This window comes from Fredinandcohnia onubensis (assembly GCF_002734215.1).
Taxonomy (GTDB): domain Bacteria; phylum Bacillota; class Bacilli; order Bacillales; family Bacillaceae_L; genus Ferdinandcohnia; species Ferdinandcohnia onubensis.
Genome location: NZ_NSEB01000004.1, coordinates 189,727 through 215,735, shown reverse-complemented (window position 1 = coordinate 215,735; position 26,009 = coordinate 189,727). Strand labels below are relative to the sequence as shown.

The 26,009-nt window shown below is 41.6% G+C and carries 20 protein-coding genes; 4 read left to right on the top strand and 16 right to left on the bottom strand.

All coding sequences use genetic code 11. The features are described 5' to 3' along the window. Positions 1-72 precede the first annotated feature (72 nt). The 9 genes from CKK03_RS04000 to CKK03_RS03960 form a co-directional block, all read right to left on the bottom strand. Positions 73-324 carry a methyltransferase gene (locus CKK03_RS04000; protein WP_099354906.1) on the bottom strand — a complete coding sequence of 84 codons (252 nt, stop codon included), beginning with the start codon at positions 322-324 and terminating at the stop codon, positions 73-75. Further along, positions 317-4,927, bottom strand: coding sequence for a type VII secretion protein EssC (gene essC, locus CKK03_RS03995; protein WP_099361335.1), 4,611 nt, complete (start codon positions 4,925-4,927; stop codon positions 317-319). Before essC ends, CKK03_RS04000 begins: the two co-directional genes overlap by 8 nt. Positions 4,928-5,052: 125 nt before the next feature. After that, positions 5,053-5,397: a kinetochore Spc7 family protein gene (locus tag CKK03_RS03990; RefSeq protein ID WP_099361334.1), complete on the bottom strand. Its 345-nt coding sequence runs from the start codon at positions 5,395-5,397 to the stop codon at positions 5,053-5,055. A 666-nt stretch (positions 5,398-6,063) separates the two neighbouring features. After that, the gene (locus CKK03_RS03985) at positions 6,064-7,044 is read right to left on the bottom strand and encodes a LacI family DNA-binding transcriptional regulator (RefSeq protein ID WP_099361333.1); all 981 of its coding nucleotides are present in this window, start codon (positions 7,042-7,044) and stop codon (positions 6,064-6,066) included. A gap of 92 nt (positions 7,045-7,136) precedes the next feature. Then, positions 7,137-8,171, bottom strand: coding sequence for an aldose epimerase family protein (locus CKK03_RS03980; protein WP_099361332.1), 1,035 nt, complete (start codon positions 8,169-8,171; stop codon positions 7,137-7,139). Positions 8,172-8,183: 12 nt separating this feature from the next. Beyond that, positions 8,184-9,671 carry a UDP-glucose--hexose-1-phosphate uridylyltransferase gene (gene galT / locus CKK03_RS03975; RefSeq protein ID WP_180271142.1) on the bottom strand — a complete coding sequence of 496 codons (1,488 nt, stop codon included), beginning with the start codon at positions 9,669-9,671 and terminating at the stop codon, positions 8,184-8,186. A gap of 10 nt (positions 9,672-9,681) precedes the next feature. Continuing rightward, positions 9,682-10,671: a UDP-glucose 4-epimerase GalE gene (galE, locus tag CKK03_RS03970; RefSeq protein ID WP_099361330.1), complete on the bottom strand. Its 990-nt coding sequence runs from the start codon at positions 10,669-10,671 to the stop codon at positions 9,682-9,684. Positions 10,672-10,753: 82 nt separating this feature from the next. Then, complete coding sequence (locus CKK03_RS03965) at positions 10,754-11,944, bottom strand: galactokinase (RefSeq protein ID WP_099361329.1); 1,191 nt, start codon at positions 11,942-11,944, stop codon at positions 10,754-10,756. A gap of 154 nt (positions 11,945-12,098) precedes the next feature. After that, positions 12,099-12,923, bottom strand: coding sequence for a sulfite exporter TauE/SafE family protein (locus tag CKK03_RS03960; RefSeq protein WP_099361328.1), 825 nt, complete (start codon positions 12,921-12,923; stop codon positions 12,099-12,101). A gap of 180 nt (positions 12,924-13,103) precedes the next feature. On the opposite strand from CKK03_RS03960, the gene CKK03_RS03955 reads away from it, so the two are divergent. Next, entirely contained in the window at positions 13,104-13,988 is an 885-nt protein-coding gene (locus tag CKK03_RS03955; protein ID WP_099361327.1) for a LysR family transcriptional regulator, read from the top strand. Between the two features lie 156 nt (positions 13,989-14,144). Here CKK03_RS03955 and CKK03_RS03950 read toward each other — a convergent pair whose 3' ends face one another. Both CKK03_RS03950 and CKK03_RS03945 read right to left on the bottom strand, forming a co-directional pair. After that, a complete protein-coding gene (locus CKK03_RS03950) occupies positions 14,145-15,641 on the bottom strand; it encodes a methyl-accepting chemotaxis protein (protein ID WP_180271141.1) in 1,497 nt (498 codons plus the stop codon). A 164-nt stretch (positions 15,642-15,805) separates the two neighbouring features. After that, positions 15,806-16,555 (bottom strand): DUF4230 domain-containing protein, encoded by a 750-nt coding sequence (locus CKK03_RS03945; protein WP_099361325.1) that lies wholly within the window; start codon positions 16,553-16,555, stop codon positions 15,806-15,808. 637 nt (positions 16,556-17,192) lie between these two features. Between CKK03_RS03945 and CKK03_RS03940 the strand changes: the two genes are divergently transcribed. Beyond that, the gene (locus CKK03_RS03940) at positions 17,193-17,351 is read left to right on the top strand and encodes a Fur-regulated basic protein FbpA (protein ID WP_099361324.1); all 159 of its coding nucleotides are present in this window, start codon (positions 17,193-17,195) and stop codon (positions 17,349-17,351) included. 184 nt (positions 17,352-17,535) lie between these two features. Here CKK03_RS03940 and prfB read toward each other — a convergent pair. From prfB to CKK03_RS03915, 5 genes are all read right to left on the bottom strand, one after another. Further along, positions 17,536-18,637, bottom strand: a protein-coding gene (gene prfB, locus CKK03_RS03935; protein WP_099361323.1) for a peptide chain release factor 2 whose coding sequence is annotated in 2 segments (ribosomal slippage) — positions 17,536-18,564 and positions 18,566-18,637 — 1,101 coding nt in all. Because the reading frame shifts where the segments join, the coding sequence is not laid out codon by codon here. A gap of 169 nt (positions 18,638-18,806) precedes the next feature. Beyond that, on the bottom strand, positions 18,807-21,317 hold the full coding sequence (gene secA, locus CKK03_RS03930; RefSeq protein ID WP_099361322.1) for a preprotein translocase subunit SecA: 2,511 nt from the start codon (positions 21,315-21,317) through the stop codon (positions 18,807-18,809). Between the two features lie 262 nt (positions 21,318-21,579). Next, complete coding sequence (locus tag CKK03_RS03925) at positions 21,580-22,572, bottom strand: GGDEF domain-containing protein (RefSeq protein WP_099361321.1); 993 nt, start codon at positions 22,570-22,572, stop codon at positions 21,580-21,582. A gap of 176 nt (positions 22,573-22,748) precedes the next feature. After that, positions 22,749-23,306, bottom strand: a complete 558-nt coding sequence (gene hpf, locus CKK03_RS03920; protein ID WP_099361320.1) for a ribosome hibernation-promoting factor, HPF/YfiA family — start codon at positions 23,304-23,306, stop codon at positions 22,749-22,751. A gap of 452 nt (positions 23,307-23,758) precedes the next feature. Then, entirely contained in the window at positions 23,759-24,118 is a 360-nt protein-coding gene (locus CKK03_RS03915) for a winged helix-turn-helix transcriptional regulator (protein WP_099361319.1), read from the bottom strand. Positions 24,119-24,292: 174 nt separating this feature from the next. On the opposite strand from CKK03_RS03915, the gene fdhA reads away from it, so the two are divergent. Together fdhA and CKK03_RS03905 are read left to right on the top strand one after the other, a co-directional pair. After that, a complete protein-coding gene (fdhA, locus tag CKK03_RS03910) occupies positions 24,293-25,510 on the top strand; it encodes a formaldehyde dehydrogenase, glutathione-independent (RefSeq protein WP_099361318.1) in 1,218 nt (405 codons plus the stop codon). 28 nt (positions 25,511-25,538) lie between these two features. Continuing rightward, on the top strand, positions 25,539-25,955 hold the full coding sequence (locus CKK03_RS03905; protein WP_099361317.1) for a GlcG/HbpS family heme-binding protein: 417 nt from the start codon (positions 25,539-25,541) through the stop codon (positions 25,953-25,955). The last annotated feature ends 54 nt before the right edge of the window (positions 25,956-26,009 follow it).

Here is a 26,009-nt window from a genome sequence, read left to right as displayed (position 1 = left end):
CGATAACTGTGCCCTATCCCTTGGGAATTCTGCCCCAAGTCCAACTAATTGCGCCCTAAGCCAAAATCCGCCCTAAACCAACATCAATTTCTTCCCATTCATAAATCCTAGTTCTTCCACCGTTTGGTTAATGTCGAAGATCTTGCCGGTTTCGCGGTCGCACACCACGGTGGTGTCGGTTGCGACGAAGTAGCCGTTGGATAGCTCAGTCATGGTGTTTGCGAGTAAAAAGGTTACTTCATAGAGCTTGCTTTGGGCCGGGATGAAGACGTCGTAGGATTCACCGGCGGCTGGAATGAATACTTCGACCAACACTTTATCCATTGAAAACTGCCTCCTCTTCACGAACTGCCGAACCCGTCAGTAACTTGACTAACTTTGGCTTTCCTTTAGTGAGCACATATCCGAAGTCTTCTGGAATCTCTTGGTACATGCTGTTTGTCACTTTTGAAACTTTTAATAAAAATTGATCGGTAATGCCGTTTCCAACCCAGATACCGTCGCTTAGTGAGACTTGCTTTTTAAACCAAGGCTCAAATGCGACTGAGTTCAGTGCATCGGCGCGGTCTGAGATGATCATAAAGACATTGAGTCCGTCGATTCGTTCTAGGAATACCTTCAGCTTATCCTGACCATCCTCTGATAACATCAGCAGCATGTCGTTGAAGGAATGAACGATGCAGTAGAGCGGTTCGAACACTGGTGGTGTCGCACCTTCCGCAATCGCATCCTTCGATGTGTTATTACGGAACACTAATGTGTTAAACAACTCTACGATGGTTTCCTCAATTTCCGTTGGACTTGAAACATGTTTCCCACCAACTTCAATGAGTTCTCCATTCGGGTCAATCACGACCACTTCATTTTTCTCATTCTTAGTAACGATTTCTGAAATTCCCTGCATCACTCCTGCGCAGGCATCGCTGCTACTGCCGAGGACTAGATTTACAGGCGAATCCCCGAAATCAAAATACGTGATGGCAAGGGACTCTTTTTCAACACCAACTGGTAGTTTACTTGACTTGTTGTACTGAATTTCATCGTGTAGATACTCAATATCTACTTTTTCAGGCAAGACTGGAATTCGTTTCGCAGCACCCTTGCCCCAATTGTCGCGCAGGCGACGACAGTAGTCCGTGATGTATTGGTACATGTCCTCGACACCCTCTGTAATAAGAGCTACTTGGAATTCATACACACTGTCGGCTTTGAAAATGCCCCGACCTTTATGCTTGGATGGGAAGACGCCATCCACATTACCCAGTACCGCTGAATATTCAGATGTGTCATTAAGCTGCAACACATATAGCTGCTTGAAGTTTTGCATCAAGCGGTAGCGAACCGCACCGGTATGTGCCGCTGTCACGATGAAATAAATGCCGTATTTCGTGCCTTCACGGGTGAGGTAAGAAATTGCCTCTTCGTGTGACTCGTACATTTCAGAAAACGCGGCGTAGTTGTGAATCACAATCACAATCGATGGCAGGCCATCCTCTGACAGACGGTTGTAAGTCTGCAAATCACCGCCATAATTGGACAACTGCTTTTTACGTTTCTCAATCTCGCTGTTCAGCATTTTAAAGAGATTATCAATCTTCTCACTATCATGGGATAACAGAACGTCCCCGATATGTGGCGCTTCACGGAACCAACTTAATGTCTCTGAGCTAAAATCTAGTAAATAAGCATGTAGCTCATCTGGCGTATGGGATTCCATTAGCGAGTACATCAACGATGCAATGAACGTTGTCTTTCCGCTACCGGCAACTCCATAAATGATAGTATTGCCATCCTGTGTGATTGGTAGTCTCATAACATTTTGGCGTTGGTTTGCCGGGTCGTCATATTCCCCAATCACTGGGTTCAGATCAAAGCGATTCGTTGTCTCTTCACTGTATTTTTCAACTAACTGATCTAAATAAATCCTTGCAGGTATCGGCTCTAGCCATAGCTGCTTGACTTTGATATTTTCCTGTTTTGCAAGAGTTTCTAAGTACTTTGTGACTTCATCAATTTGCTTCGGTGGATTCTTCACCATGGTTCTGCGGTCGATTTTTGCACTCTTGATGACGCGACCTAAGTGGTCAATCACGCGAATGCTTTCATCCACACGTTTTTCAATCTTATCGGAAGGATAATAAGGTGCCCCTGCCCATGCCGATTGCCCAAGTTCGAACAACTCGTTATACCCCACTTGCAGGTAAAAACGGCCGGTTGTTGATAGCTCGGCAGCATCTGGTCGTTTGATGACCTCCATACTATCCGCTTTTTCCTGTACCTTCAGACTGATTCGAAATTTCGAGTTACTCCAAATTTGATCATCCACAACACCAGATGGCTTCTGTGTGGCTAAAATCAAGTGGACACCTAAGCTTCGTCCAATACGAGCCGCACTTACCAGTTGTTCCATGAACTCAGGTTGCTGGGTTTTCAGCTCGGCGAACTCATCGGAAATCATGAACAAATGCTGAAGTGGCTCACTCACTAAGCCTTCACGATACAGCTTTTGGTATTTATAAATGTCAATATTACTTGTATTCATACGTCGACTCGTCTCACTGAAAATGGACTGACGACGCTTCAGCTCACTTTGGATTGAAATCAACGAGCGTTTCACCGCTGCCCCATCGAGGTTTGTAATCGTACCAGCCAAATGCGGCAGATTTAAAAAGGCATTCGCCATTCCGCCACCCTTGTAATCTATTAGAATAAAAGCAACCTCATCCGGGTGATAGTTCACAGCAAGCGATAAAATGAACGTCATAATGAACTCAGACTTACCTGACCCTGTCATACCTGCAATCAGCCCGTGTGGACCGTGGTATTTTTCATGAAGGTCTAATTTGAACGACTCACCCATTGTGTCGACCCCAATTGGTGTTTCAATGGAGAGCACTGGGTTGTTTTCCTTCCAGCGAGTCAATGCGTTCAAGTGCTCGATTTTACTTACTCCAAACATCTCAAGGAACGTGATCATGTCTGGTAGCGCGTATGCCTCAACGGAAGATGCAAGCTGGATGTTCGCTAGGCGAATCGCAACCTCTTCAGCATCCTCACGCTCATAAAACTCCGCATCGAATGCTGTGTACAAGCCGGAAATATCGTCCTTGTCATAAATCTTAGACATATCATCCGCAAGCTCGACAACCATCGTACATTCCTTCGGTAGATTTTTAAGCTCATCGTATAAAGTGACGAGGCTAATTCCGATGTCCTTATTTTCCTCTAAAAGGAGGTTGATCATCTCAGCCCTTGACGCAAGTGACTTACTCATTGAGAAAATCAAATAATGCTGGTCAAGATCCTTTATCTCTGTCTCATCAAGGCTTGCACGGTAGGCAATTTCCTTTTCAAAATAGGAAGACAGCTCTTTTACCTCTGTCGCATCTGTTGCGATAAAGCGAATTTGCATCGCCTCATCCCACACATGCGGTAGCCATCTCGCAAACTTCCAATACTCTTCCTCATTTTTATCGTAAAGAAACACAAGCTTCAGCTCGTCATAACTATGTAGGGCCGTTAATTGAAAAATAAGTCCCTTTACAAAATCCTGTACGCGACTGCGGCGTCCAATCACACCACTGACAAACTCCTCTACAAAACTTAAGGTTACGGGCACCTGTTTTAAAATGTGAGGTGTTTCAACCAATTTATAAAGATCATCCTGGAGATTATCATCCTCTAAGGTGAATTTTTTCTCAGGGTATTTCAGTTCTGCATTTAATGGAAGATCGCCGATCCCAAGGCGAACCTTAAGGAAATCGTCTTGACCAATGGCGCGCTCCCACAGATTTCTTTTTCGCATCGTAATTCGTGAAATTAAATTTTGGAGGGCGACATGGTTTTCATGAAGAATTTCACTTTGACGTTGACATTCTTCTTCTATCTCCTGCGCCATTTCTTCAATATATTTTGAGTATTTTTCCTGACGTTTGCCTTCAAGCTTTATCCGCTGCTTCTTCTCATATTTCTTCGTTAAAATTGGCCAAAGCACCGTTCCGATCAACATACTAAAGGACATGATCAATGTCGGCATCGCGTACGTAAGACTTTCGCCGCGAGCCAATACGTTATTTAGCATAAATATCCCCATGGACAAGGATGCCATTCCCATTGTGAGAGAAGGTCCGAGGATGAACATCAAAGGGGTCTCATCGATATTCGGTTTTGAAGGCGGTGGGTCGATTCTGATCTCCGTCCTCTTTATATCCCGCTTAAAACGTGGTGAACGATAAAAGAGGTCATCATTTAATTCCTCGGTATCGAAATCATCAAGTGGTTCCTCGTCCTCTATAATCGGCTTTTGCACCTCAAACGGACGAAAGGCATTGCGGTCTAAAAATACCAATTGATGCGGATTATTCAGGGATAATAACTTGCCATTGTAGATGATTTTTAATCCCATGATGTAAATGACATCACCGGTTGAAAGAACTTTTTCCGTTACACGCTCTCCGTTGACATATGTACCATTCGAGCTATTATTGTCACGGATGATCGCATGGCCCTGTGCATCATACTGGATCACGCAGTGGGAGCTAGAGACAAGCTTATTCGAAAATCGGATGTGGCAGTCATTGCCTCGACCAACCCGAATGCTACCGCCCGTCACCTCATGCTTTGTAAACTCATTTCGATCGTTAGTCGGTGGCTCCACATAGAGGAGAGCAGATGCATCATTGTTCCGCGAAATCGAGTATGTTTTAAACGGCTCTATTTCCTGTTTGACAAGTATTTCTTGCTTGTCATTTGCCAGGAATGCCGACTTGTTCGACTTCAAGAACCATTTGCCATCCTCTGCCTCGATGGCAATTAAATCTTTCGGTTCCCCATGAGCATCTTCAGAGGTTAAGATATAGCGGCCTGTGATGCGCTCTGGCAGTACGTATGTAAATGCCTTTTCCCGATCAAATAGAGTTAATATCAAAGCAAATCTCTCCTTCATAAAAAAAGCGCAAGGCTGTCACATCTTTTTCCTAGCGCCAGTATTAACCATTGCAATTGTCTATTTTTTGTAAACAAAAAATAATAAAATATCTCATTCTAGCAGTCTTAGCGTAGATGAGGTGCTCTTGCGTCGGCTCTTTTTTGTGCTTCTTCTTCAGCCTTTCTTCTCGCTTCCGCTGCTGCACGAGCAGCTGCCTCTTCTTCTCGCTTAATTTGGTTTGCAACTGATATGATGTCTGGCGCTACAGAGTCTAGTTTAGAGGCAATTGAATTTAATTCGCGGTTAATCTCAGCGATCGCTTGGTTGATATATTGAACCTCGGTTGCCTGCCAAGCTGAGTTGATATTACCTTGAAACCCATTTAAAGAGCTTTTTAGATTGCGAAGCTGTGTGGCATAATTGCGAAGTTGGTTTGCCTGTGAAATTGCTGCTGAAACACTGATTCCCATAAAATCACCTACTTATCGTAAATAAGTTTTATATAGTGTAATGCCCTTATATGGGGCAAAATTGACATAGTACGGTCACATTTTTTCCAGATATATACTAAAAATTACTCGATATTTTGGATTAGGTCAATTTTTCCAGAATATTCGACCAACTTAGTAACCGAGACCAAAGGCCTGTTTATTCTACATTTTTCTACAAATAGTCGTTCCTTTCGGAGTCACTTACTACCTAAGATGTACTACCCGTCTAGTACTTTTGAGAAAATCATAAAACGGAAGAACGTTGATATCCCTCGACATATTATCTTGATTTCAAGCCTCTTGACTCCCTTTATTACAAATAGTAGGAAATTAGTCCTTTTATCATTAATACTTGTAATATAATTGTAACTTGACAATATTTTTTTACTCCCTTGACACTTGTAAACACTTTCATTAGTGTAGAGTTATAAATTCATCTTCCCCTTAAAATGAAGTAATGTTTTTGTAAAATAGGATTTTATTTTCGAAGAATGGTTGTTTGAAGTGGTAAATGCTGGTGAATAGGTAAGGAAAAGGTACGAGGATTCGACTTAATTCTCTGGGAGTTTCGTGGTTGTTGCAGGGGATTTTGTAATCTTTCTTTCCTATTAAAATGAATTGTAAAAAACCTAGTCAGGTGGTTGACTAGGTTTCTCGTATCACTAATTTAGTAGCAATGAATACTTTTTTCGGAATTTGTCTCCCGTTGATTCGTTCAAGGATGGTGTCGACAGCAGTTTCACCCATGACTTCGGTATGGACTTTGACCGTTGACAGTGGCGGGAAGACGTATTTGGAGACGCTGATATCATTGACCCCAATCAGGCTTACTCGGTCAGGTACGGCGAGTTTTTCTTCATTTAATGCACGTAATGCACCGATTGCAATCAGGTCATTGGCAGCAAAAAAGGCCGTTGGAAGTTCGTTTTCTTTTTCTACGATCGCCTGTTTCATCAATTTGTACCCATCCTCGACCGTAAAGCTTCCTATATATTGGTTGCTCTCATCTAGTAGATCTGCTTCCGATAGATAGGTTCTGAACGTTTTCTCTCGTATTTCTTCAATTTCCGCAGAGTGGTCCTTGAATTCCTCACGTCCACCAAGATAACCAATATTCGTATGACCATTCTCAATAAAATGCTTCAACACGGTATGTGTCGCTTTTTCAAAGTCAACAACAACCGCATCATACACATCCTCATCAGGGTTTGAATCAACAAACACGATGTGCTCGGCCATTTTGGATAGTTCATCAACTTGATTCGCGCTGAACTTACCAACCGCAATGATTCCCTGAAACTCCTCTTGCTTCATGCTCTCAATGCTATTGTAAAAATTGACCACTTGGATGCCATGCTGCTCACAGCGCTGCTCAATCCCAAGACGAATCGACATGTAATAAAGATCATTGAGCTCTTCTTTTTCTGTATACCAAAGGAGAATCCCAATCCGAGCAGAAGATGACTTTTTAGAGGGACGCTTTTTATACGAAAGCGCCTCAGCAATCTCAAAAATTCTCTTTTTTGTCTCGTCACTGACCGATAAGCTGGAATCATAGTTCAGCACCCTTGATACCGTTGCAATGGAGACACCCGCTTTTTCCGCGATATCTTTAATTGTCGCCATGATTCATCTCCTTTCTGTGGAACCAGAGGGACGGTTCTCTTGGTTCCCCTCCTGGTCACTATATGGGACCAGGAGAACCGTCCCCTTGGTCCTTATCTCACCGAAAATGTGTACTTCGTTTCCCAATGGTATTCTTCATCCTTTTTGACGATCGTGGATGGGAAGTTCGGGTGATGGATTGCATCAGGTGGTGCTTGTGTTTCCAGGCAAACGCCTAAATATGGGCGTGCCTTGCCACCACGCATCTCAAAACCTTCCATTGTGTTGCTCGTGTAAACGACAACAACCGGTTGGTTTGTTTCTACCTTTAATAGACGGCCAGATGCTTCATCATACAGCGTAACCAAATTTTCATCGAGCAAAAATGGATGATCGTATCCTTGACCAACAAGGGCAATCTGCTCATCCTTTGAATTTGGTCCGTCAGCGATTTTTCGACCCTTTCGAAAATCAAAAACAGTGCCAGTGACATCAAGAAGTTCACCGGTAGGAAGAAACTCTCGGTCTAGCTCGAGAAACTTACTGCTTTTAATAGAGAGTTCATGATCAAGTATGTCCCTTTTCATGTTGCCTGATAGGTTAAAATAAGCATGGTTTGTGATATTTAAAAGAGTGTCTGCATCAGGAACACCTACTGCAGAGATCAAAAATTCATTTTCATTATTAAGTGAATAAGTGACTGTCATTTCAACCGTTCCAGGATAGCCCCCTTCACCGTCCATACTGACATACTTAAACTCAACGCCGACATGACTTTCTTCCTTTATAATAGTAGAATCCCACACGACTTTGCTGAACCCTTTTACTCCACCATGGATGTGGTTGGTGTTTTCATTTTTATCAAGATGATAGGTTTTGCCGTTCAGTTCAAATTCCCCACCTCTAATGCGACCTGCAATCCGACCAACAATCGCCCCTTGATACGTTTGATCTGCAAGATATCCATCAAGGTTATCGAATCCAAGCACGACATTCTCCTGTGCACCGTTTCGGTCTGGAGTGAGAATTTCCGTGATAGTGCAGCCAAAGTCAATGCAGGTAACGCTTAATCCGTGGTCATTTATTAACGTATAAGCTTGGACTTGTTTGTTTTCGAACTTTCCGTAGGGACGCGCTGTAACTTCCATATTATTAGTCTCCTATTTTGTAAAGTAGTTTATAAATCTCTTAAATGCATTTTGGCCAACTTCATCACGCTTGTACACGCCGGCGTCCTCAAGCACACGCATGAACTTTTTGCCGACTTCCTGTTTTACAAGCTCATGAACATTTTTTTTCGTCGGGTTGTAAGCTTTCAGTTCATCCGCCCATTCTTGGTGGATTGAATTGACTGAGTCTGCTTCGCCGATTAGGTAATTTTCAACTTCTTGTAGCTCCGTTTTAAGTCGAGCTGGAAGCACCGCTAATCCCATCACCTCGATGAGACCGATGTTTTCCTTTTTAATATGATGCACATCCGCATGCGGGTGGAAAATGCCTAGTGGATGCTCGTCATTTGTACGGTTGTTACGGAGAACAAGGTCCAGCTCGAATTTGCCGTCTCGTTTCCGAGCAATCGGTGTAATTGTGTTATGCGGCGTTTCACCAGAAAACGCGATGATATCGACTTCTGGATCGCTGTAATTGCGCCATGTTTGTAAAATCTGGTCACCCGCTTCCACCAAGGCATCCTTATCGGTGCTTTTAAGGCGAAGTACAGACATCGGCCAGTTTACCGTTGAAAATTCGATGTTGTCATAACGGTCCCACGTAAATTTGATATCGTCTTCTGCTTTGGCCATCGCAAATTCATAGTTTCCAGCCTGATAGTGATCATGGGTTAAAATCGAGCCCCCGACAATTGGGATATCTGCATTTGAACCAATGAAATAGTGTGGAAACTTTTCAACAAAGCCAAGTAATCGCGCAAATGTTTCCTTGCTAATTTTCATATCACGATGTTCTTCGCAAAGCAGAATGCTGTGCTCGTTGTAGTACACATATGGCGAGTACTGCAAATACCAGTTTTCTCCCTCAAGTGGCACTGGAATGATACGGTGATTCGAGCGAGCTGGATGACCGATGCGGCCCGCATACCCTTCATTTTCTACACAAAGTAAACATTTTGGATACGTTGAACCAGCTGTTTTCGTCTCTTTTTCAAGCGCGATTTGTTTTGGATCTTTTTCAGGTTTTGACAAGTTGATGGTGATATCAAGCTCGCCGTATTTAGTTTCTACTTTATATTCAATGTTTTTTTCGATTCTCTTCATTTGAATGTAGTTGCTATTTTTACTTAACTCATAAAAATAGGACGTTGCTGCCGCCGGGTCGTTTTGGTGAAGTTCATAAAAATGACGTGACACCGCTGACGGCAGTGGGATCATCACGTTCATGATTTTACTTGCAAGTATTTCTTTTGCATCAAAATAGTCCTCGATAACACCTTGTTCACATGCGTATTCAACTAGGTCCTCAACCAAAGTTGGGATGTCTTTTTCCGGTGAGACTTGCTCAGTTGGCGCGAAGTCCTCCAGATTTAGTAATGATAGGACCTGGTTGCGAACGTAAATCTCGTCTTCTTTTTCAATAAGCCCGACCTTTATAGCTTGCTCCGTTAACCGCTGAACAGTTCCGTAGATAGTCAAGTTGCTCCCCTCAGCTTTCATACCCATTTGGGTGGTTTACATGCCAGTTCCACGCATCCTTAATGATTTCAATGATTGACGTACGCTTTGGCTCCCAGCCGAGCACTTCCTTCGCTTTTCCTGATGATGCGATCAGAATGCTTGGGTCACCTGCACGGCGCTCGCCAATATTGACGGGAATATCACGCTGTGTCACCTCTTTTGCTGCTTCAACCATTTCTTTTACAGAGAATCCGCTGTTACTTCCTAGGTTAAAATAGTTACTATCGCCACCGTTTTGAAGATATTTTAGCGCTAAAATATGCGCATTAATTAAGTCCTCGACATGGATATAATCACGGATGCATGTGCCGTCTGGCGTATCGTAGTCCTCACCGAAGATCGTGATGGCATCTCTTTTTCCTAATGCTGCTTGTAAAATAACAGGGATTAGATGAGTTTCTGGGTCATGGTCCTCCCCAATTTCACCAGTTGCGCGAGCCCCCGCCACGTTAAAATAGCGGAGTGACACAAATTTAATGTCATGTGCAATCTCAGACCACTTCATCATTTTCTCCATTGCAAGCTTCGTTTCGCCATACGTGTTCGTTGGAACAGTCGGCATGTCCTCCGTAATTGGCACCTGCTTTGGCTCTCCATATGTTGCTGCTGTCGATGAGAAGACGATGTATTTCACGTTATTGTTTTTCATTGTTTCAAGGACAATCTGTGTACCGAACACATTGTTGTCATAGTATTTTAACGGGTCAACCATTGATTCACCGACAAGGGAATTTGCCGCAAAGTGGATCACCGCATTAATATTTTCTTTTTCAAAAACAGATTGTAAAAACGCTCGATCACGGATATCACCTTGATAAAACTTCGCTTTCGGGTGAACCGCCTCCTTGTGACCTGTTTGAAGATTGTCAACAACCACAACCTCCTCGTTCGCGTCAATTAACTGATAAACAGCATGCGAGCCAATATAACCCGCTCCACCTAAAACTAAAATACTCATAACTCATTCGCTCCTTTTTGTGGGTCAATGGGCTTTTCCTTGGGTTGGGTCAAGGGGACAGGTCCCTCGCCCCACCATATTTTTACAGGGACAAGGGACCTGTCCCTGTGTCCAATTCTTTTGCGCCGTCGCCGATGCTTACTTCATAGAAGGATGCTGGGTAGCCGATGGTTTCTTCGTAGATTTTCCCTACAGCATCGATGATTGCTTGCGCTTTGTCTTTTTCGACGAGCGCAATTGCGCAGCCACCAAAGCCAGCGCCTGTCATTCGTGCACCCAGTACACCCTCCTGCGTCCATGCTGCTTCTGCTAAAGTATCAAGCTCTTTGCCGGTTACTTCATAATCATCACGTAATGATGTGTGGGATGCATTTAGCAAACGACCGAATTCTGCGAGTTCCCCTGCTTTCAGGGCTTTTAGCGCTTCTAATGTTCTTTCATTTTCGTAAACTGCATGTTTAGCACGCTTTTGTAATACTTCATTTTCAATTAGATACTTGTGTTGTTCAAATTGCTCGCTGGTGATATTACCAAGCGCTTGAACATCCAGCTCCTTTTGGAGTTGGACAAGTGCCTGTTCACACTCACTGCGACGCTCGTTATATTTAGAGTCCGCTAACTCACGGCGCTTGTTTGTGTTCATGATTAAAATGAGATGTTCGTCCAACTCGATTGGTGCGTATTCATACTTTAATGTATCACAATCTAGTAAAATTCCTGCATTCTTTTTACCCATTCCGATTGCAAATTGGTCCATGATTCCACTGTTCACACCAATAAACTTATTTTCTACAAGTTGGCCAATTTTTACAAGTTCAACACGTTCAATTTCAAGGTTAAATAATTTTTCGAACATTACGCCTGCCACAAGCTCAATGGATGCCGATGAGGAAAGGCCTGCAGCATTTGGAATATTACCGTAAAAAAGCACGTCAACCCCAGTTTCAATCTCATAGCCTTTTTCACGTAAGTAACGCAGCATCCCCTTCGGATAATTCGCCCAATCATGTGCTTTATTGTAGTCAAGGTCGCGTAAGTCGAACTCGATTACCCCGAGGTCTTCAAAGTTCATTGAGTACATTCTGATTTTTTCATCGTCACGTTTTCTCGCAAGCGCATACGTTCCTTTTGTGATTGAAGCAGGAAAAACATGGCCGCCATTGTAATCGGTATGCTCGCCAATGAGATTAATACGGCCAGGCGCGAAGAAGCTTCTGTAATCGGTTTCGTTAAATACTTCTATAAATCTATTTGAAAGTTGTTTGAGATCCATGGTGGATTTGCCTCCAATACTTTAGTTTCTATCTTTATTTTAGAGGCACTAGTAAAAAAGGTCAATTATTTTAGTTAAAGTTTTACTAAAATTAATATTAGTGCAGTTTTCAGTCCCCATAAAAAAAGAACCAAAGAGATCAGCCCTTCGGTTCTTAATGAAAATACATTCGAAACCCTATGATAATTAATAGAAAAGATAACATTTGCATGATGACTCGACTTGGGATTTTTTGTGAGAGGATGACACCCAGCTGTGAACCAATGATAATTCCAGTTCCACCAAATGCAACGATCAGCCAATCGATATTCCCATGCCAGACCTGAAGAAAAACACCTACAGAAGAATACAAGCATAAAGAAAAGATTGAGGTTGCGGTTGCGATATGGGTTGGAACACGAAAAATGTATACTAAAATCGGAACAAGCATCCAGCCTCCACCAATCCCAAGATAGCTTGAGAGTATTCCCATAAAAAAACCAAGTGGAATGAGCCATTTGCCCTGTAGTCTTGTATTTTTTTGAAGAGTAGAGGTGACGTTACCTGCTGATTCTCCCGTTGCTGCAGCTTCAGTTTTTGCTTCCTTCGTCATATTCTTCTTTTTTAGCAGATTCGTATTTTTCACTACTAAAAAGAAGCCCAAAAAGACAAGTACACTAGCAAAGAAAAAGTAAAAATACGTAGAAGAATAGGCTTGAAGAAGTTGCACACCGATAAAAGTTCCCGGGAACGCACCTATTCCTAACATGATTCCGGTTCGGTAATCAATCCGTTTTTGCTTCGCAAATCCAAAAACACCAGACAATGAATTAATTAGTACAATGACTAGCCCTGTTCCTGCAGCAATAATGGGATCGACATGAAAAAGGAGCAAAAGTGCCGGTACAAATAAAAAACCTCCACCAGCCCCAACAATCGCCCCATAACCACCGGCAAATATCCCGATTGCGACTAGTAAAACACCTGTTACTATATCCATGATTACCTTCCCCCTATGTATGACTCTCTATTAACCTATCAAATCTTCAAGTTGTAGTAAAATAACAATGTATAATAGGCCATAACAAAACGTAATACTGTTTACGATATAGAATAATACGAACTCATTCTTATATAATGAAGTAAAGGCTATTGAAAGTACGTTTAAAGGGGGGATACCATGAACATTGAGAATCTTAAACTCTTTTGCCTCGTGGTAGAAGAGGGAAGTATTACAAACGCTGCACGGATAAGTTATATCTCTCAACCAGCTGTCACGAAAAAGATAAGCCAGCTTGAAAATGAATATGGCACCCTTCTATTTGAGAGAAACGGTGGAAGACTTGAACTAACAAAGGCCGGGGAAGTCCTTTATCCTTATGCAAAAGACGTTATCGAAAATATCAAAAGATCATTCGATGCTGTTCAAAAAATGACTGGCAATGAGGAAGTCAATTTACATATAGGCGCAAGCTTAACGATCGGTGAATATCTATTACCTCAAATTCTTGGAATGATAAAAAAAGGATATCCACATATAACGTTCAGTCTTACAATAGGAAATACCCCAAATATGACAGCAATGCTTGAAAACAATGAAATTGATATCGCTCTTGTGGAAAGTCATGTAGAAAATCCAATTTTAAGAATTGAAAAGTTTGCCGAAGATGAGCTTATTTTAGTCACCTCGAATGACCACCATTGGAAGCAACGAAAAACAATTACGATAAATGAATTGGTCGAGGAAAAGATGATATGGAGGGAGCCTGAATCAGGTTCTCGTCTGATCGTTGAAAATTACCTTCGTGATCACGGAATCCTTGATGACATTGAAAGCGAAATGGAGCTCGGGAGTATTCAATCTATCAAAAGTGCGGTTGAAGCAGGCCTTGGCATCAGCATTCTCCCAAGGATTACGGTTTTAAAAGAATTAGAACTAGGAACATTATGTCAGATTAACGTGACCAATTTTTCACTCGCGCGTACACTCTGGATGGTTCAAAAACCACATCGTTTCCCAAAAATAGGATTGCAACATTTTGTAGACTTTATCCGAAATCACTGAGTAAACCAGAGGGACGGTTCTCGTGGTCCCATCCAAGATGGGAACCAGAGGAACCGTCCCTCTGGTTCAATATAATAGAGGAGTAACCTAATCACAGGCTACTCCCCTTTTATTATGCGCTGTAATAGTATACCTACTTTTACAGTGAATTATGCTCTATTTTTCTTTAAAAATTTCCATCAGTTCGGCTGTTGCGTCGTCTGTGTTTTGAACGTAGGAGACGAGGTGCTGCATTTGGCCGTTCTGGTTTTCGATGGATGCTGTAATTTCCTCAAGAGATGCTGTTGTTTCTTCAATGATTGCTGCGAATTCACTGACTGATGTTTCAATGGAAACCGATGAATGGCTGATTTGGTTTGAGATTTTCTCGAAATGCTTAACGGCTTCGTTCAGTTCGGACACTGTGTCATCGATAACGGTGAAGACGCCTTTTGCATCCTTTGTAAGCTGGACACTTTCGTCCATTTTTAACGCATTTTCTGCCATATGCTTCTGTGTTAATGTCGTGCTTTCGTTTACTTCTTTTAAATTCTCAGATATGAGGTTTGCTGTATTAGATGTCACCTCTGAAAGTTTTCTAATTTCAGATGCAACTACCGCAAAACCTCTACCACTATCACCTGCACGGGCCGCTTCAATCGAAGCATTCAGCGCGAGTAAATTCGTTTGTGACGCAATCTCCTGAATTCGGTCCGTAAACCCGTTTGTCTCATTGATTTTTTCAACTAATAAATTCATGGTTTCAGACATCGAATGTACGGATGCTTGAAAGTCTGTAATTTTTGAGAGTAAAAGGTCGATCGATTCATTTCCGTTGTCAGCTGCTAGATTCGTATTCTCGGTCTGATTACTAAGGTGGTTCGAACCTTTTACAAGCTCCTGGACAATTCGATTAAGATCTTCGATGGATTCAGTTATGGTTGTCGCTGCCTCATTTTGCGTGTTCATTCCGGATGAGATTTCCGTAACGGCGATTGTCATCTCATTAAAGGAGTGCATTTGCTCCTCACCTTGGCGGCGGATGTTTGTGATGTTCTCACTGATCACTTGTGAGTTTTCCTCAAGCTGAGCCGCATGATGCTTTCTCATCTCAAGAAGGTGCTCGGTGTGCTTATGCGTTGCCTGAATATCCTGAGTCAACCTTCCAGTAACAATACTTTGGAAAAATAGGGTTGCGATAATCACCGCAAAGATCAAATAATAGATCACAATTTCCTTTGATGTATAGCTGAATTCATTTCCACTTGTTATAAAAAATAAAACCGTTAAGGCAATGGCACAAACCACGCCAAAGATTAGCGTTTTCCGTTTATTATAGATTGCAACCGTAGTTAATAAGTATAACGGTAAAAGGACGATTGGCGCAGACTGTGAGCTAGACATAATCACAAAGATTACCACCGAAATCCCTACTACTGAAATATAAGGTGTTTGTGTTAATAGTACCTTCTTGTAAATCAGTAAAAATAAAATGGCAAGAAAAATTGCCCCACCGATTCCGATCGTAAGAATCATCTGAAGTGGTTGTTGAATCGAAACCTCTACAATAATTGCTAGAATGATAGAAATAAGTGAAACGATGCCGACCAATTTGTTTTTCCGGATAAGATCCTCTCGTTTTAACTCCTCAATAGATAAAACCGTTTCGTTCATAAGGTTGTCCCCCATTTTTAATATCTCCCTCTATTTTACCGTTTTTTAGGAGGTTTGAATATAGTAATTATGGGAAGTTGGGATTCAAACAAACGTTTATTTAATGGACTAGGCTAACAACCACAAGGGATTGAGAATTCAAACAATCGTTTGTTTGGAAAATGTTATTTAAAGGTTACGTTCACTGTATAGCCTAGATTGTCAAAAAAGCCTACTAAGACTTTTTCAGCATTTTTTTCAGCTGTTTCTATTAGTCCCATCTCGATTGCTTCTTTTCGAATTTTCTCCTGAGCTTCTGCAGCTAAGTTAAAGCCTTCATCCCACTTCATCTCACCACGGAATATTCCTTCGTCTGAAAAGGTAATCAACTTTTCCATCTGTATAGCTGGATCCTGGATAAGGTCAGCATGCGGGAGAACGATATCTAGCACTTTTTCTTTCTCATTTACTTTTAAATCTTCCTCGCTGATTCCTTTTAAATCAACGCCAGCAATGACAGTGGCTGGAACAATTAATAAGCTTTCTCTCTTTGTACCAGGGATCTTAATCCGTTCCGGTATATCATTTCCAAACAACTTATTATCCTCTTGCTCCATTACTACTTTCACAGAGGCTTCAGCTGTTGCGAGTGTCGCTAATTCTTTGATATCCTCAACAAAAACCGTACTTTCTTTTTTTAACGTACTCCCAGATAGAAACCAAACTCCCCCTACCGAAACCGCAATGAGAAGGACGGCAACTAGGAGAATCCTTGCTCCTAGAACTCGAAACAGTAACTTAGATAGCGTCCCAGAAATGTTGCGATTTCCTCTTCTCCTGCCAACAACAGCAGTTGCCGCACTTTCTTCCTTTGCTATTTTAAGTTCCTTTAAAATAGCTTCCAACTGTGCTATTGTTTCATCCTTTTTCCTCATAGGATCCAACCCCTTCTTTGACTAAATATGATAGATTGCTAGTTTTTTAAAAGGCAAGATGAAAGGCTACACCTAACTGTGGTGTAGCCTGCATATTAATATGAGGTGCATTCGTCATATTCTGTGTCATTTCTACTATTTTTCACAAATTCTCTTATGGTTATTTTATCATAGGTCATTTTTAACTGTCACTTATTGATTGTTACAAATTAAGATGAGAGATTTGAGGTGATGCTAGGTCGAACAAATAACAGTGATGCCATATTTTCAAAATTACAAAGGTTACGAAACATTACAAGTTTTTCTTTTATTAACGAAGGTTAACAATTCATTTAAGAGTTGTAAATTCCAGATGAATCGACAAATTTTAAATGTAAGATTGTCTATAATGACAAGAGTTAGAGGGTTCGGAGTCAAAATTTGTTGTACCTTCTGTAATTAGAAAAGGAAAAATGGAGGTAAATTTTTATGAATATCGTTAACTTTATAAGCATATATTTATTGGGTTCGCTTATTTTAATTTTTCTGTTGAACCTATCTTTCAGTCAGTTAAGTCATAAAATCTTCAAAATCAAAGAAAATAAGCACAATAGCCGGTGTTAAATACATAGGTCTTGTTACTAATAGAGGTGATAAAATGGGAAATCTACTACGATACGCTGTTCAGTCAAAAAAGAAAGATTTGATTAACAAGCTAATTAAGCAAGGAATCTACAAAAAAGATGAAAAGCATCTTTATGAATTAAGTTTGAGTGAACTTGAAAATGAATATAAATTAATTTACGACCGCGAATGACCTTATCTTTTTCATGCTCAAGGGTGCTTCGAACCTGCTTATGGCCGATAAATCAAATTTATGGCTGTTAGCTAAAGGCTAATGGACGATAATTTTGATTTATAGCTGTTATTTCACTTTTTCGGCCGATAGCACTTTTCCGCTTAAAAAAAAGAGACAGCCAATGGCTGCCCCTCTCCAATTATTAATTCAATTTCGATCTCAAATACGCATCAATAAACAAGTCAATCTCGCCGTCCATGACGCTTCCCGTATTACCAACCTCTACATTCGTACGGTGGTCCTTAACCATGGAATATGGGTGGAAAACGTAGGAGCGGATTTGGCTGCCCCAACCGATTTCTTTTTGTTCACCGCGGATTTCGTCGAGTTCGGCTTGTTGTTTTTCAATCTCAAGCTGATACAATTTAGACTTCAACATTTTCATTGCTTGTTCGCGGTTTTTGATTTGTGAACGCTCAGTTTGACACGTTACCACGGTATTTGTTGGTAAGTGTGTAATACGAACGGCTGAGTCAGTAGTGTTGATGTGCTGACCACCCGCTCCACTCGCACGGTACGTATCGATTTTTAAATCTTCACTGCGAATATCAATTTCGATATCATCGTTAAACTCTGGCATGATCTCACATGACACAAAAGAAGTGTGACGACGGCCTGAAGAATCGAACGGTGAAATCCGAACAAGACGGTGTACTCCTTTTTCAGCCTTCAAATAGCCGTAGGCATTGTGTCCTTTGATTAAAAGAGTCACACTCTTAATCCCAGCTTCGTCTCCAGGAAGATAGTCCAAGGTTTCAACTTTGAATCCTTTTTTCTCCGCCCAACGCGTATACATGCGTAGAAGCAAGGAGCCCCAGTCCTGTGATTCAGTACCGCCCGCACCTGGGTGAAGTTCTAGGATCGCATTATTTTTATCATGAGGCTCGCTTAAAAGGAGCTGCAATTCGAAATCGCTTAGGCTCTTAGACAACTGTTGAATTTCCTCGTCTAGCTCAGCTTGTAAATCTGCATCTGGCTCTTCTTTTACGAGCTGATAAGTGAGCTCAAGATTCTCATAAGAATCATTTAAATTTACAAATTCAACTACTTGATCCTTTAATGCATTGGCTTCGTTGATGAACGTCTGAGCCGCGTTTTGGTCGTTCCAGAAGTCGGGCATTGACATGATTTCGTCAAGCTCGGTGATACGCGCTTGTTTGGCCTCTAAGTCAAAGAGACCCCCTAAAGCCCGCTAATTTCTTAGCCATTTTATCAAGTTCATGCTTAATTTCTACTAATTCCATTATTTTTCCTCCAAGGTGTAATCTTTAATTTATATCATGATTCCTACTTCATTATCTTACTCATTTTTTTAGGTTTAGTCTCTGATTTTTTTCGAAACAAAAGGTGAGAGTTGGCTCTCACCTTTTTCAATATTGATGGCTGGGACAAGGGACCTGTCCCTCTGTCCCATTATTGACCGTGGCAGTTTTTGTATTTTTTACCGCTTCCGCAGTAGCATGGGTCGTTACGACCGATGTCAACGGATTTTTGGACTGGGCGTTTTTTAGGTTTTTCTTCGCCGCCTTCTTTTGGTTGAACGGCATGGCCTTTCGCTACTTCCTCACGTTGAAGGTTGCTGCGGATTTGTGCCTTCATGACAAACTTCGCAACGTCGTCTTCAATGGAAGCAACCATGTTTTCAAACATCGCAAAGCCTTCGAAATTGTATTCGCGAAGTGGGTCGTTTTGACCGTATGCACGTAAATGGATACCTTGGCGAAGCTGATCCATTTGGTCAATGTGGTCCATCCACTTGCTGTCAACGGCACGAAGTACAACAACACGCTCGAATTCACGCATTTGCTCAGGTTCAATTTGCGCTTCTTTTTCATCATAACGCACTTTTACCTTTTCAAAAATGAGCTCGGACATTTCTTCAGGCTCTTTACCACGAAGGTCGTCAATGGATATGTCACCTTCATTTAGAAGGTTCGCATTTACATGATCAACGATTCCTTTGTAGTTCCAATCTTCCTCTACCTCATCCTTTGGTGTATGGGCGTGAATTACACGATCGAGTGAAGACTTAATCATATTCTCGACAACATCACGAAGATTCTCAGAATCAAGAACTTCATAACGCTGTTTATAAATAACCTCACGTTGCTGACGAAGGACATCGTCATATTGTAAAAGTTGTTTACGCGCATCGAAGTTGTTACCCTCAACGCGTTTTTGCGCAGATTCAACCGCTCTGGAGACCATTTTACTTTGAATTGGCTGGGAATCATCCATGCCAAGGCGCTCCATCATATTTTTCATATTGTCAGAACCAAAACGGCGCATGAGTTCATCTTCCATAGAAAGATAGAACTGTGTGACCCCTGGATCCCCTTGACGACCTGAACGTCCACGAAGCTGGTTATCAATACGACGGCTCTCGTGTCGCTCAGTACCAATTACCGCAAGTCCACCAAGATCCTTGACACCTTCGCCAAGCTTAATGTCCGTACCACGACCAGCCATGTTTGTCGCGATTGTTACCGCACCTTTTTGACCAGCATTCTCAATGATTTCAGCTTCACGAGCGTGGTTTTTCGCATTCAAGACATTATGCTTAACGCCTTTTTTCAATAAGTACTTCGAAATAATTTCAGATGTTTCAATCGCAACTGTACCAACTAAGACAGGTTGTCCCTTCGCATAGCGCTCAGCAATATCCTCAGCAACCGCACGGAATTTGCCCTCGATAGATTTATAAATTAAATCAGGACGGTCATCACGGGCAATCGGACGGTTTGTTGGAATCACGACAACGTTCATGTTGTAAATGTTGCGGAATTCCTCTTCCTCAGTCTTAGCTGTACCCGTCATACCTGAAAGCTTCTCATACATACGGAAGTAGTTTTGGAACGTGATGGTCGCAAGTGTCATACTTTCATTTTGAATTTCGACGCCTTCCTTCGCCTCAATCGCTTGGTGAAGGCCTTCACTATAACGACGCCCCTTCATCAGACGACCAGTAAACTGGTCAACAATGACGATTTGGTCTTCTTCAACCACATAGTCAATATCACGATGCATACTTGCATTCGCTTTTAACGCTTGGTTGATGTGGTGAATCAAAGCCACATTTCCAATATCAAATAGGTTTTCAACACCGAACACCCGCTCAGCCTTTGATATCCCTTCTTCAGTGAGTTGAACACCTTTTGTTTTTTCATCATAGGTGTAGTCTTCTTCTTTTTTTAGTGTCGTCACAAATCCGTTCGCTTGAACGTAGAGTGCTGCTGATTTTTGAGCAGAACCGGAAATGATCAACGGTGTACGCGCCTCATCGATTAAAATCGAGTCAACCTCGTCAATTACCGCAAAATAAAGCGGACGTTGGACCATTTGTTCCTTATAAAGGACCATGTTATCACGCAAATAGTCGAAACCAAATTCATTGTTCGTACCATACGTAATATCCGCGCGGTATGCTTCAATTTTTTCATCACGAGACATCGAGTTAAGGTTCAACCCAACAGATAGACCTAAAAACTCATAAAGCTGGCCCATCTCGTGCGCATCACGGCTTGCAAGGTATTCGTTGACAGTAACAACGTGAACGCCTTTTCCAGTGATTGCATTCAAATAAACAGGCATAGTGGAAGTTAATGTTTTACCTTCCCCTGTTTTCATCTCAGAAATATTTCCTTCATGAAGGGAAATACCCCCCATTAACTGGACGCGGTATGGGTGTAGACCCAACACACGCTTTGCACCTTCACGAACAACAGCGAAAGCTTCAACTAGTAAATCATCAAGTTTTTCACCTTTTTGAAATCGTTCCTTGAACTCTTCGGTTTTGTTGCGAAGGGCTTCATCAGAAAGCTTCTCCATCTCAGGATGAAGGGCCTCAATTTTATCTGCAAGTGTTTCCAAGCGCTTGATTGTGCGTTTGTTTGGATCAAAAACTTTGTTTAAAATTCCAAGCATCATGTACGCTCCTCTATCGTAAAATTCGTCAATTACGGGATTATGTATATTTACCATTTTACCACTAAAAAAGACAAGGGTAAAATATTATCGAGTTTCGTGATGTGAGGGGATTCGACAAAAGCACTATGCATAAAGCGCTTCGTGCGAGACAAACCAAAAAAGTACCCCGCACTTCACGAGATACTTAAATCGCATAACTAATTTGATTCCGGCCATTTTGCTTGGACGCATATAAGGAGTTGTCCGCTTTTTCAATCGCTTAATAAAGATGATCCGGGTCTTTCAGTTCGGAAACACCGATCGATACAGTAACAGTAAGCTTCTTATTATCCGCATAAAACGGCGTTGACTCGATCCCGCTACGAATGTCAGAAACGATATTCATCAATTTTTCTTTCGATTCTGCCTCTAAAAATAAAATAAATTCCTCCCCGCCATATCTTCCAAGTATCGACCTATGAGGGTGAACGATTTTATATAAGGTTTGTGCGACATTTTTTAAAATCGAATCGCCATTTAAGTGGCCGAACGTGTCATTCACTTTTTTAAAATGGTCGATATCAATCATTACAATGTACGTGTTACGTTGGCTTGAAACTTTTTTAACGCGACTTTCAAAGAAGCGCATGTTGTATAAACCTGTAAGTGGGTCACGTTCTGCATAAAACCGGAGCTTTCGTTTCAACTCTATTTCTCGACTCAACAGGTTAATGAAAAAATACAGAATAAACGCGGACACCTGAAGCGCCAACATCCGAACAAGATGGATTTCATCAAATAATTCCCAACCATTTGGCACAAGAAAAATAATCGGTACATCCGATATGAGCCAGCTAGCCATCACGATCATGAACAATGTTAGAGGTTTAGGCATGACTCGATCTTTTTTATGAAAAAAAAGAGCCAGTAACACCGGTAGTGTCATTCCGAATAACACGCCTGGCCAAGCTCCCACGCCACCCATGCCAAGCCTCCAGCTAACCGTTATGATTAGGATAGGAATCGCATGTTTCCACCCCAACAAGAGTGAAAAAATCACCAATGGCACAAGTCGGAGGTCGAACTTATAACCTTCAAAATGGATTGGCAAGTAGAAAAGAGATATCACACAAGTCGCAGTAAGAATGAGAATACTAGCTGAAAACAGATACTTGTGAATGGATTTCCGGTTGGATACTAATAGACTGATACACATATACAAGAACAAGATAATTGCAATATTCGAAAGGGTAGGTTGTAGGATAGTTGTCATCTAGATCCCTGCTTTATTAAAAGATCACTTTATGAGGGTTGTCCCTCAATTGTATTATCTATGATGTGGGAGTTTTTGGCTATGGGGATTTCCCCTATTTTTCGTATAGTAGGTTTGGCCTTTACATTAAAGAGGCACAGCCTGAAAATCAGACTGTGCACTCGTAACTAGTTTTATTAGCTAGGTTCAATGATACCGTATTTACCATCTTTACGTCGATACACGACATTGGTTGTATTGGTTTCCGCGTTTGTGAAAACGAAGAAATTGTGGCCAAGCATATTCATTTGTAAAATGGCCTCTTCACTATCCATCGGCTTCAAATCAAAACGCTTCGTACGTACTAATTCGTAATCTTCGTCCTCGATATCCTGAACTGCAGTAGCAGTAGTTGCCCCACCATTCTCCATCAGAGTGCGAGTAGATCCTTTCTCGCGAAGCTTACGGTTTACTTTTGTTTTATGCTTGCGAATTTGACGCTCAAGCTTATCTGTCACGAGGTCAATCGCTGCGTACATATCCTCATTAGACTCCTCAGCACGAAGCACAAGCTGCGTCATCGGAATCGTAACCTCTATTCTATGATCCTTTGCATTATTTACTTTTAAGTTAACATTTACTTTTGCATCTGGAGTGCCATCGAAATAGCGTTCAAGCTTTCCTACCTTTTTCTCAACATACTCTCGCAATGCTGGAGTTACCTCAATGTTTTCACCACGAACGTTGTAATTCATACATGAACTCCTCCTTTTAACTCTAATGCATTGGACACAGCCAAGACCCTTTTTAGGGTAACCAACCTGTGTAACAATATAACCCTTTTTAAATTAAGGTTATATACACTAATTCTACACACCCCTCCCCAATTCCTGCTTTTTCTTTAAGTAAATATGAAGAAATTGTGAATTTGTAAACAATATTTACATAGGTCGCGCATGGGCGTGGGTCACGAACTGGCCTTGGTTGGGTCACAGGGACATGTCCCTTGTCCCACCAGAAGTTGGATATAGTTATCCTAATGTTCCTGCTATTATTGTAAATTTGTAAACATTATGTGTAGGTGTATAAATATATGCATGTCTAAAGTGAGTTATGAATGGAACTTGTGTGGTTTCTTAGATGGGATTACTTGAAGAATTCTTCATCAGTAGTATGTCCAACTATTTATTTTTTACCAGAGTTTACCTTAACTAGTAAAAGATTCAATATTTTGTTTTCCCCAATCGTACATCATGAAAACAATCGGCATTAAACTTTGACCTAATTCTGTTAATGAATATTCCACTCTCGGAGGAACTTCGGGATATACTTTCCGATGAACAATACCATCTTCCTCCAGCTCTCTAACCTGAGTCGTTAACACCTTATGTGTTATTTTGGGGAATAATCGTTTAATTTCACTAAAACGTAATGGACCACCTGATGCTAAATAATAAATAATCGTTATTTTCCATTTGCCACTAATAATGGATAAGGTTAATTCCTTTTCACAATTAAATTCACCATTCTCAAGTTTCTTTCTGACTTCCCTCCGTAAATCATCCATTCAATACTTCTCCTCCTCACTGGCTCAAAAGTATCCTTAAGGTAATCTTCTCACAAAAAAGTGCGTTCTTCCAAATAAAAGATTTATTTTTTAGACTAGATGTAAGATAGAGAATATTTAAATTCAAATAAAACGACTTAAAACTCTATCAAAAGAAGATTGGGGGAAGGAAGAATGGCAGGAAACAGAGCTGTAGTATACAAAGGTCCTGGACGTATAGCGATTGAAGATATTAGCTACCCAGACCTGATTCTTAGAGACGGACCGGGAGTAAATCCTTTAAATGTTGGTCGTAAGTGTGACCATGGGGTCGTTATAAAAGTTGTTACAACTAATATTTGCGGAAGTGATCAGCACATGGTTCGCGGTCGGACGACTGCTCCATCGGGGCTTGTTCTCGGTCATGAGATTACGGGTGAAGTCATTGAAGTAGGGCGCGATGTTGAATTTATTAAAAAAGGAGATCTTGTCTCCGTACCTTTTAATATTGCATGTGGTCGTTGCCGCAGTTGTAAAGAACAAGACACACATATTTGTGAAAATGTGAACCCAGATCGTCCAGGCTCCGCATACGGGTATGTCGACATGGGAGGCTGGGTCGGTGGGCAATCCGAGTATGTAATGGTTCCTTACGCTGACTTCCAGTTGCTAAAGTTTCCAGATAAAGATCAAGCCTTAGAAAAAATCCTTGATTTAACGATGCTTTCTGATATTTTCCCAACAGGCTATCATGGTGCGGTGAGTGCTGGCGTGAAGCCTGGTTCGACTGTATATGTGGCAGGAGCAGGCCCTGTTGGCTTAGCCGCAGCCCATTCCGCTCAACTTCTAGGCGCCTCTGTTGTAATCGTGGGTGACTTGAATAACGCGCGACTTGCACAAGCGAGAAGCTTCGGTTGTGAAACGGTAAACCTTAGAGAGCATCCAGACCTCGGTGAGCAAATTGAACAAATTTTAGGTGTTCCAGAAGTGGATTGTGCTATTGACTGTGTTGGTTTTGAAGCCCATGGACATGGTGCGGGTGCTGGAGAAGCGCCTGCTGCTGTACTGAACTCCATTATGGAAGTAACCCGTGCTGGAGGTCGACTTGGGATTCCAGGACTATATGTAACAGGTGATCCTGGTGCGGCAGATGAGGATGCGAAGATTGGTACGTTAAAAGTTCGGTTAGGGCTTGGATGGGCAAAAGCACATACTTTCGTAACTGGCCAAACTCCTGTTATGAAATATCATCGCGACTTAATGATGGCAATCCTTAGTGGAAAAGCGCAAATTGCGAAAGCGGTAAATGCAACACTGATCTCCTTAGATCAAGCACCAGCTGCATATGCTGAATTTGATCAAGGTGCTTCCAAGAAATTTGTCATTGACCCTCATGGAATGTTGAATAAATAAGGTATTTAAAAACAAGGAGGCCATTATTATGAGTAAAATTACATTGGATTTAGCAAAAAAAATCATCGCAGGTGCGGAAGAAGAAGCCAATAAAATTGGGGTTTCTATGGTGATTTCAGTCGTGGATGAAGGTGGAAACCTGATTGCGATTCACCGCATGGATGATGCGTGGTTAGCAAGCATTGACATTGCCCAAAACAAGGCTTGGACATCTGTAGCCTTAAAAATGCCTTCAGCAAACTTAGCCGATGCAACGGTTCCTGCAGCCGAGCTTTATGGATTGAATACAACAAACAACGGACGTCTTGTCGTGTTCGGTGGTGGGATTCCACTTGAGATTGATGGAAAAGTCATTGGTGCTGTCGGGGTTAGCGGTAGTTCGGTTCCTCATGATGTTCAAGTGGCGGAGGCTGCTGTAGAGGTATTTAATAGCTTACATCGTTAATAAATATCAACATGATTGGACTGTACGCTAACCTAAAATAGTTATTAATAAAGG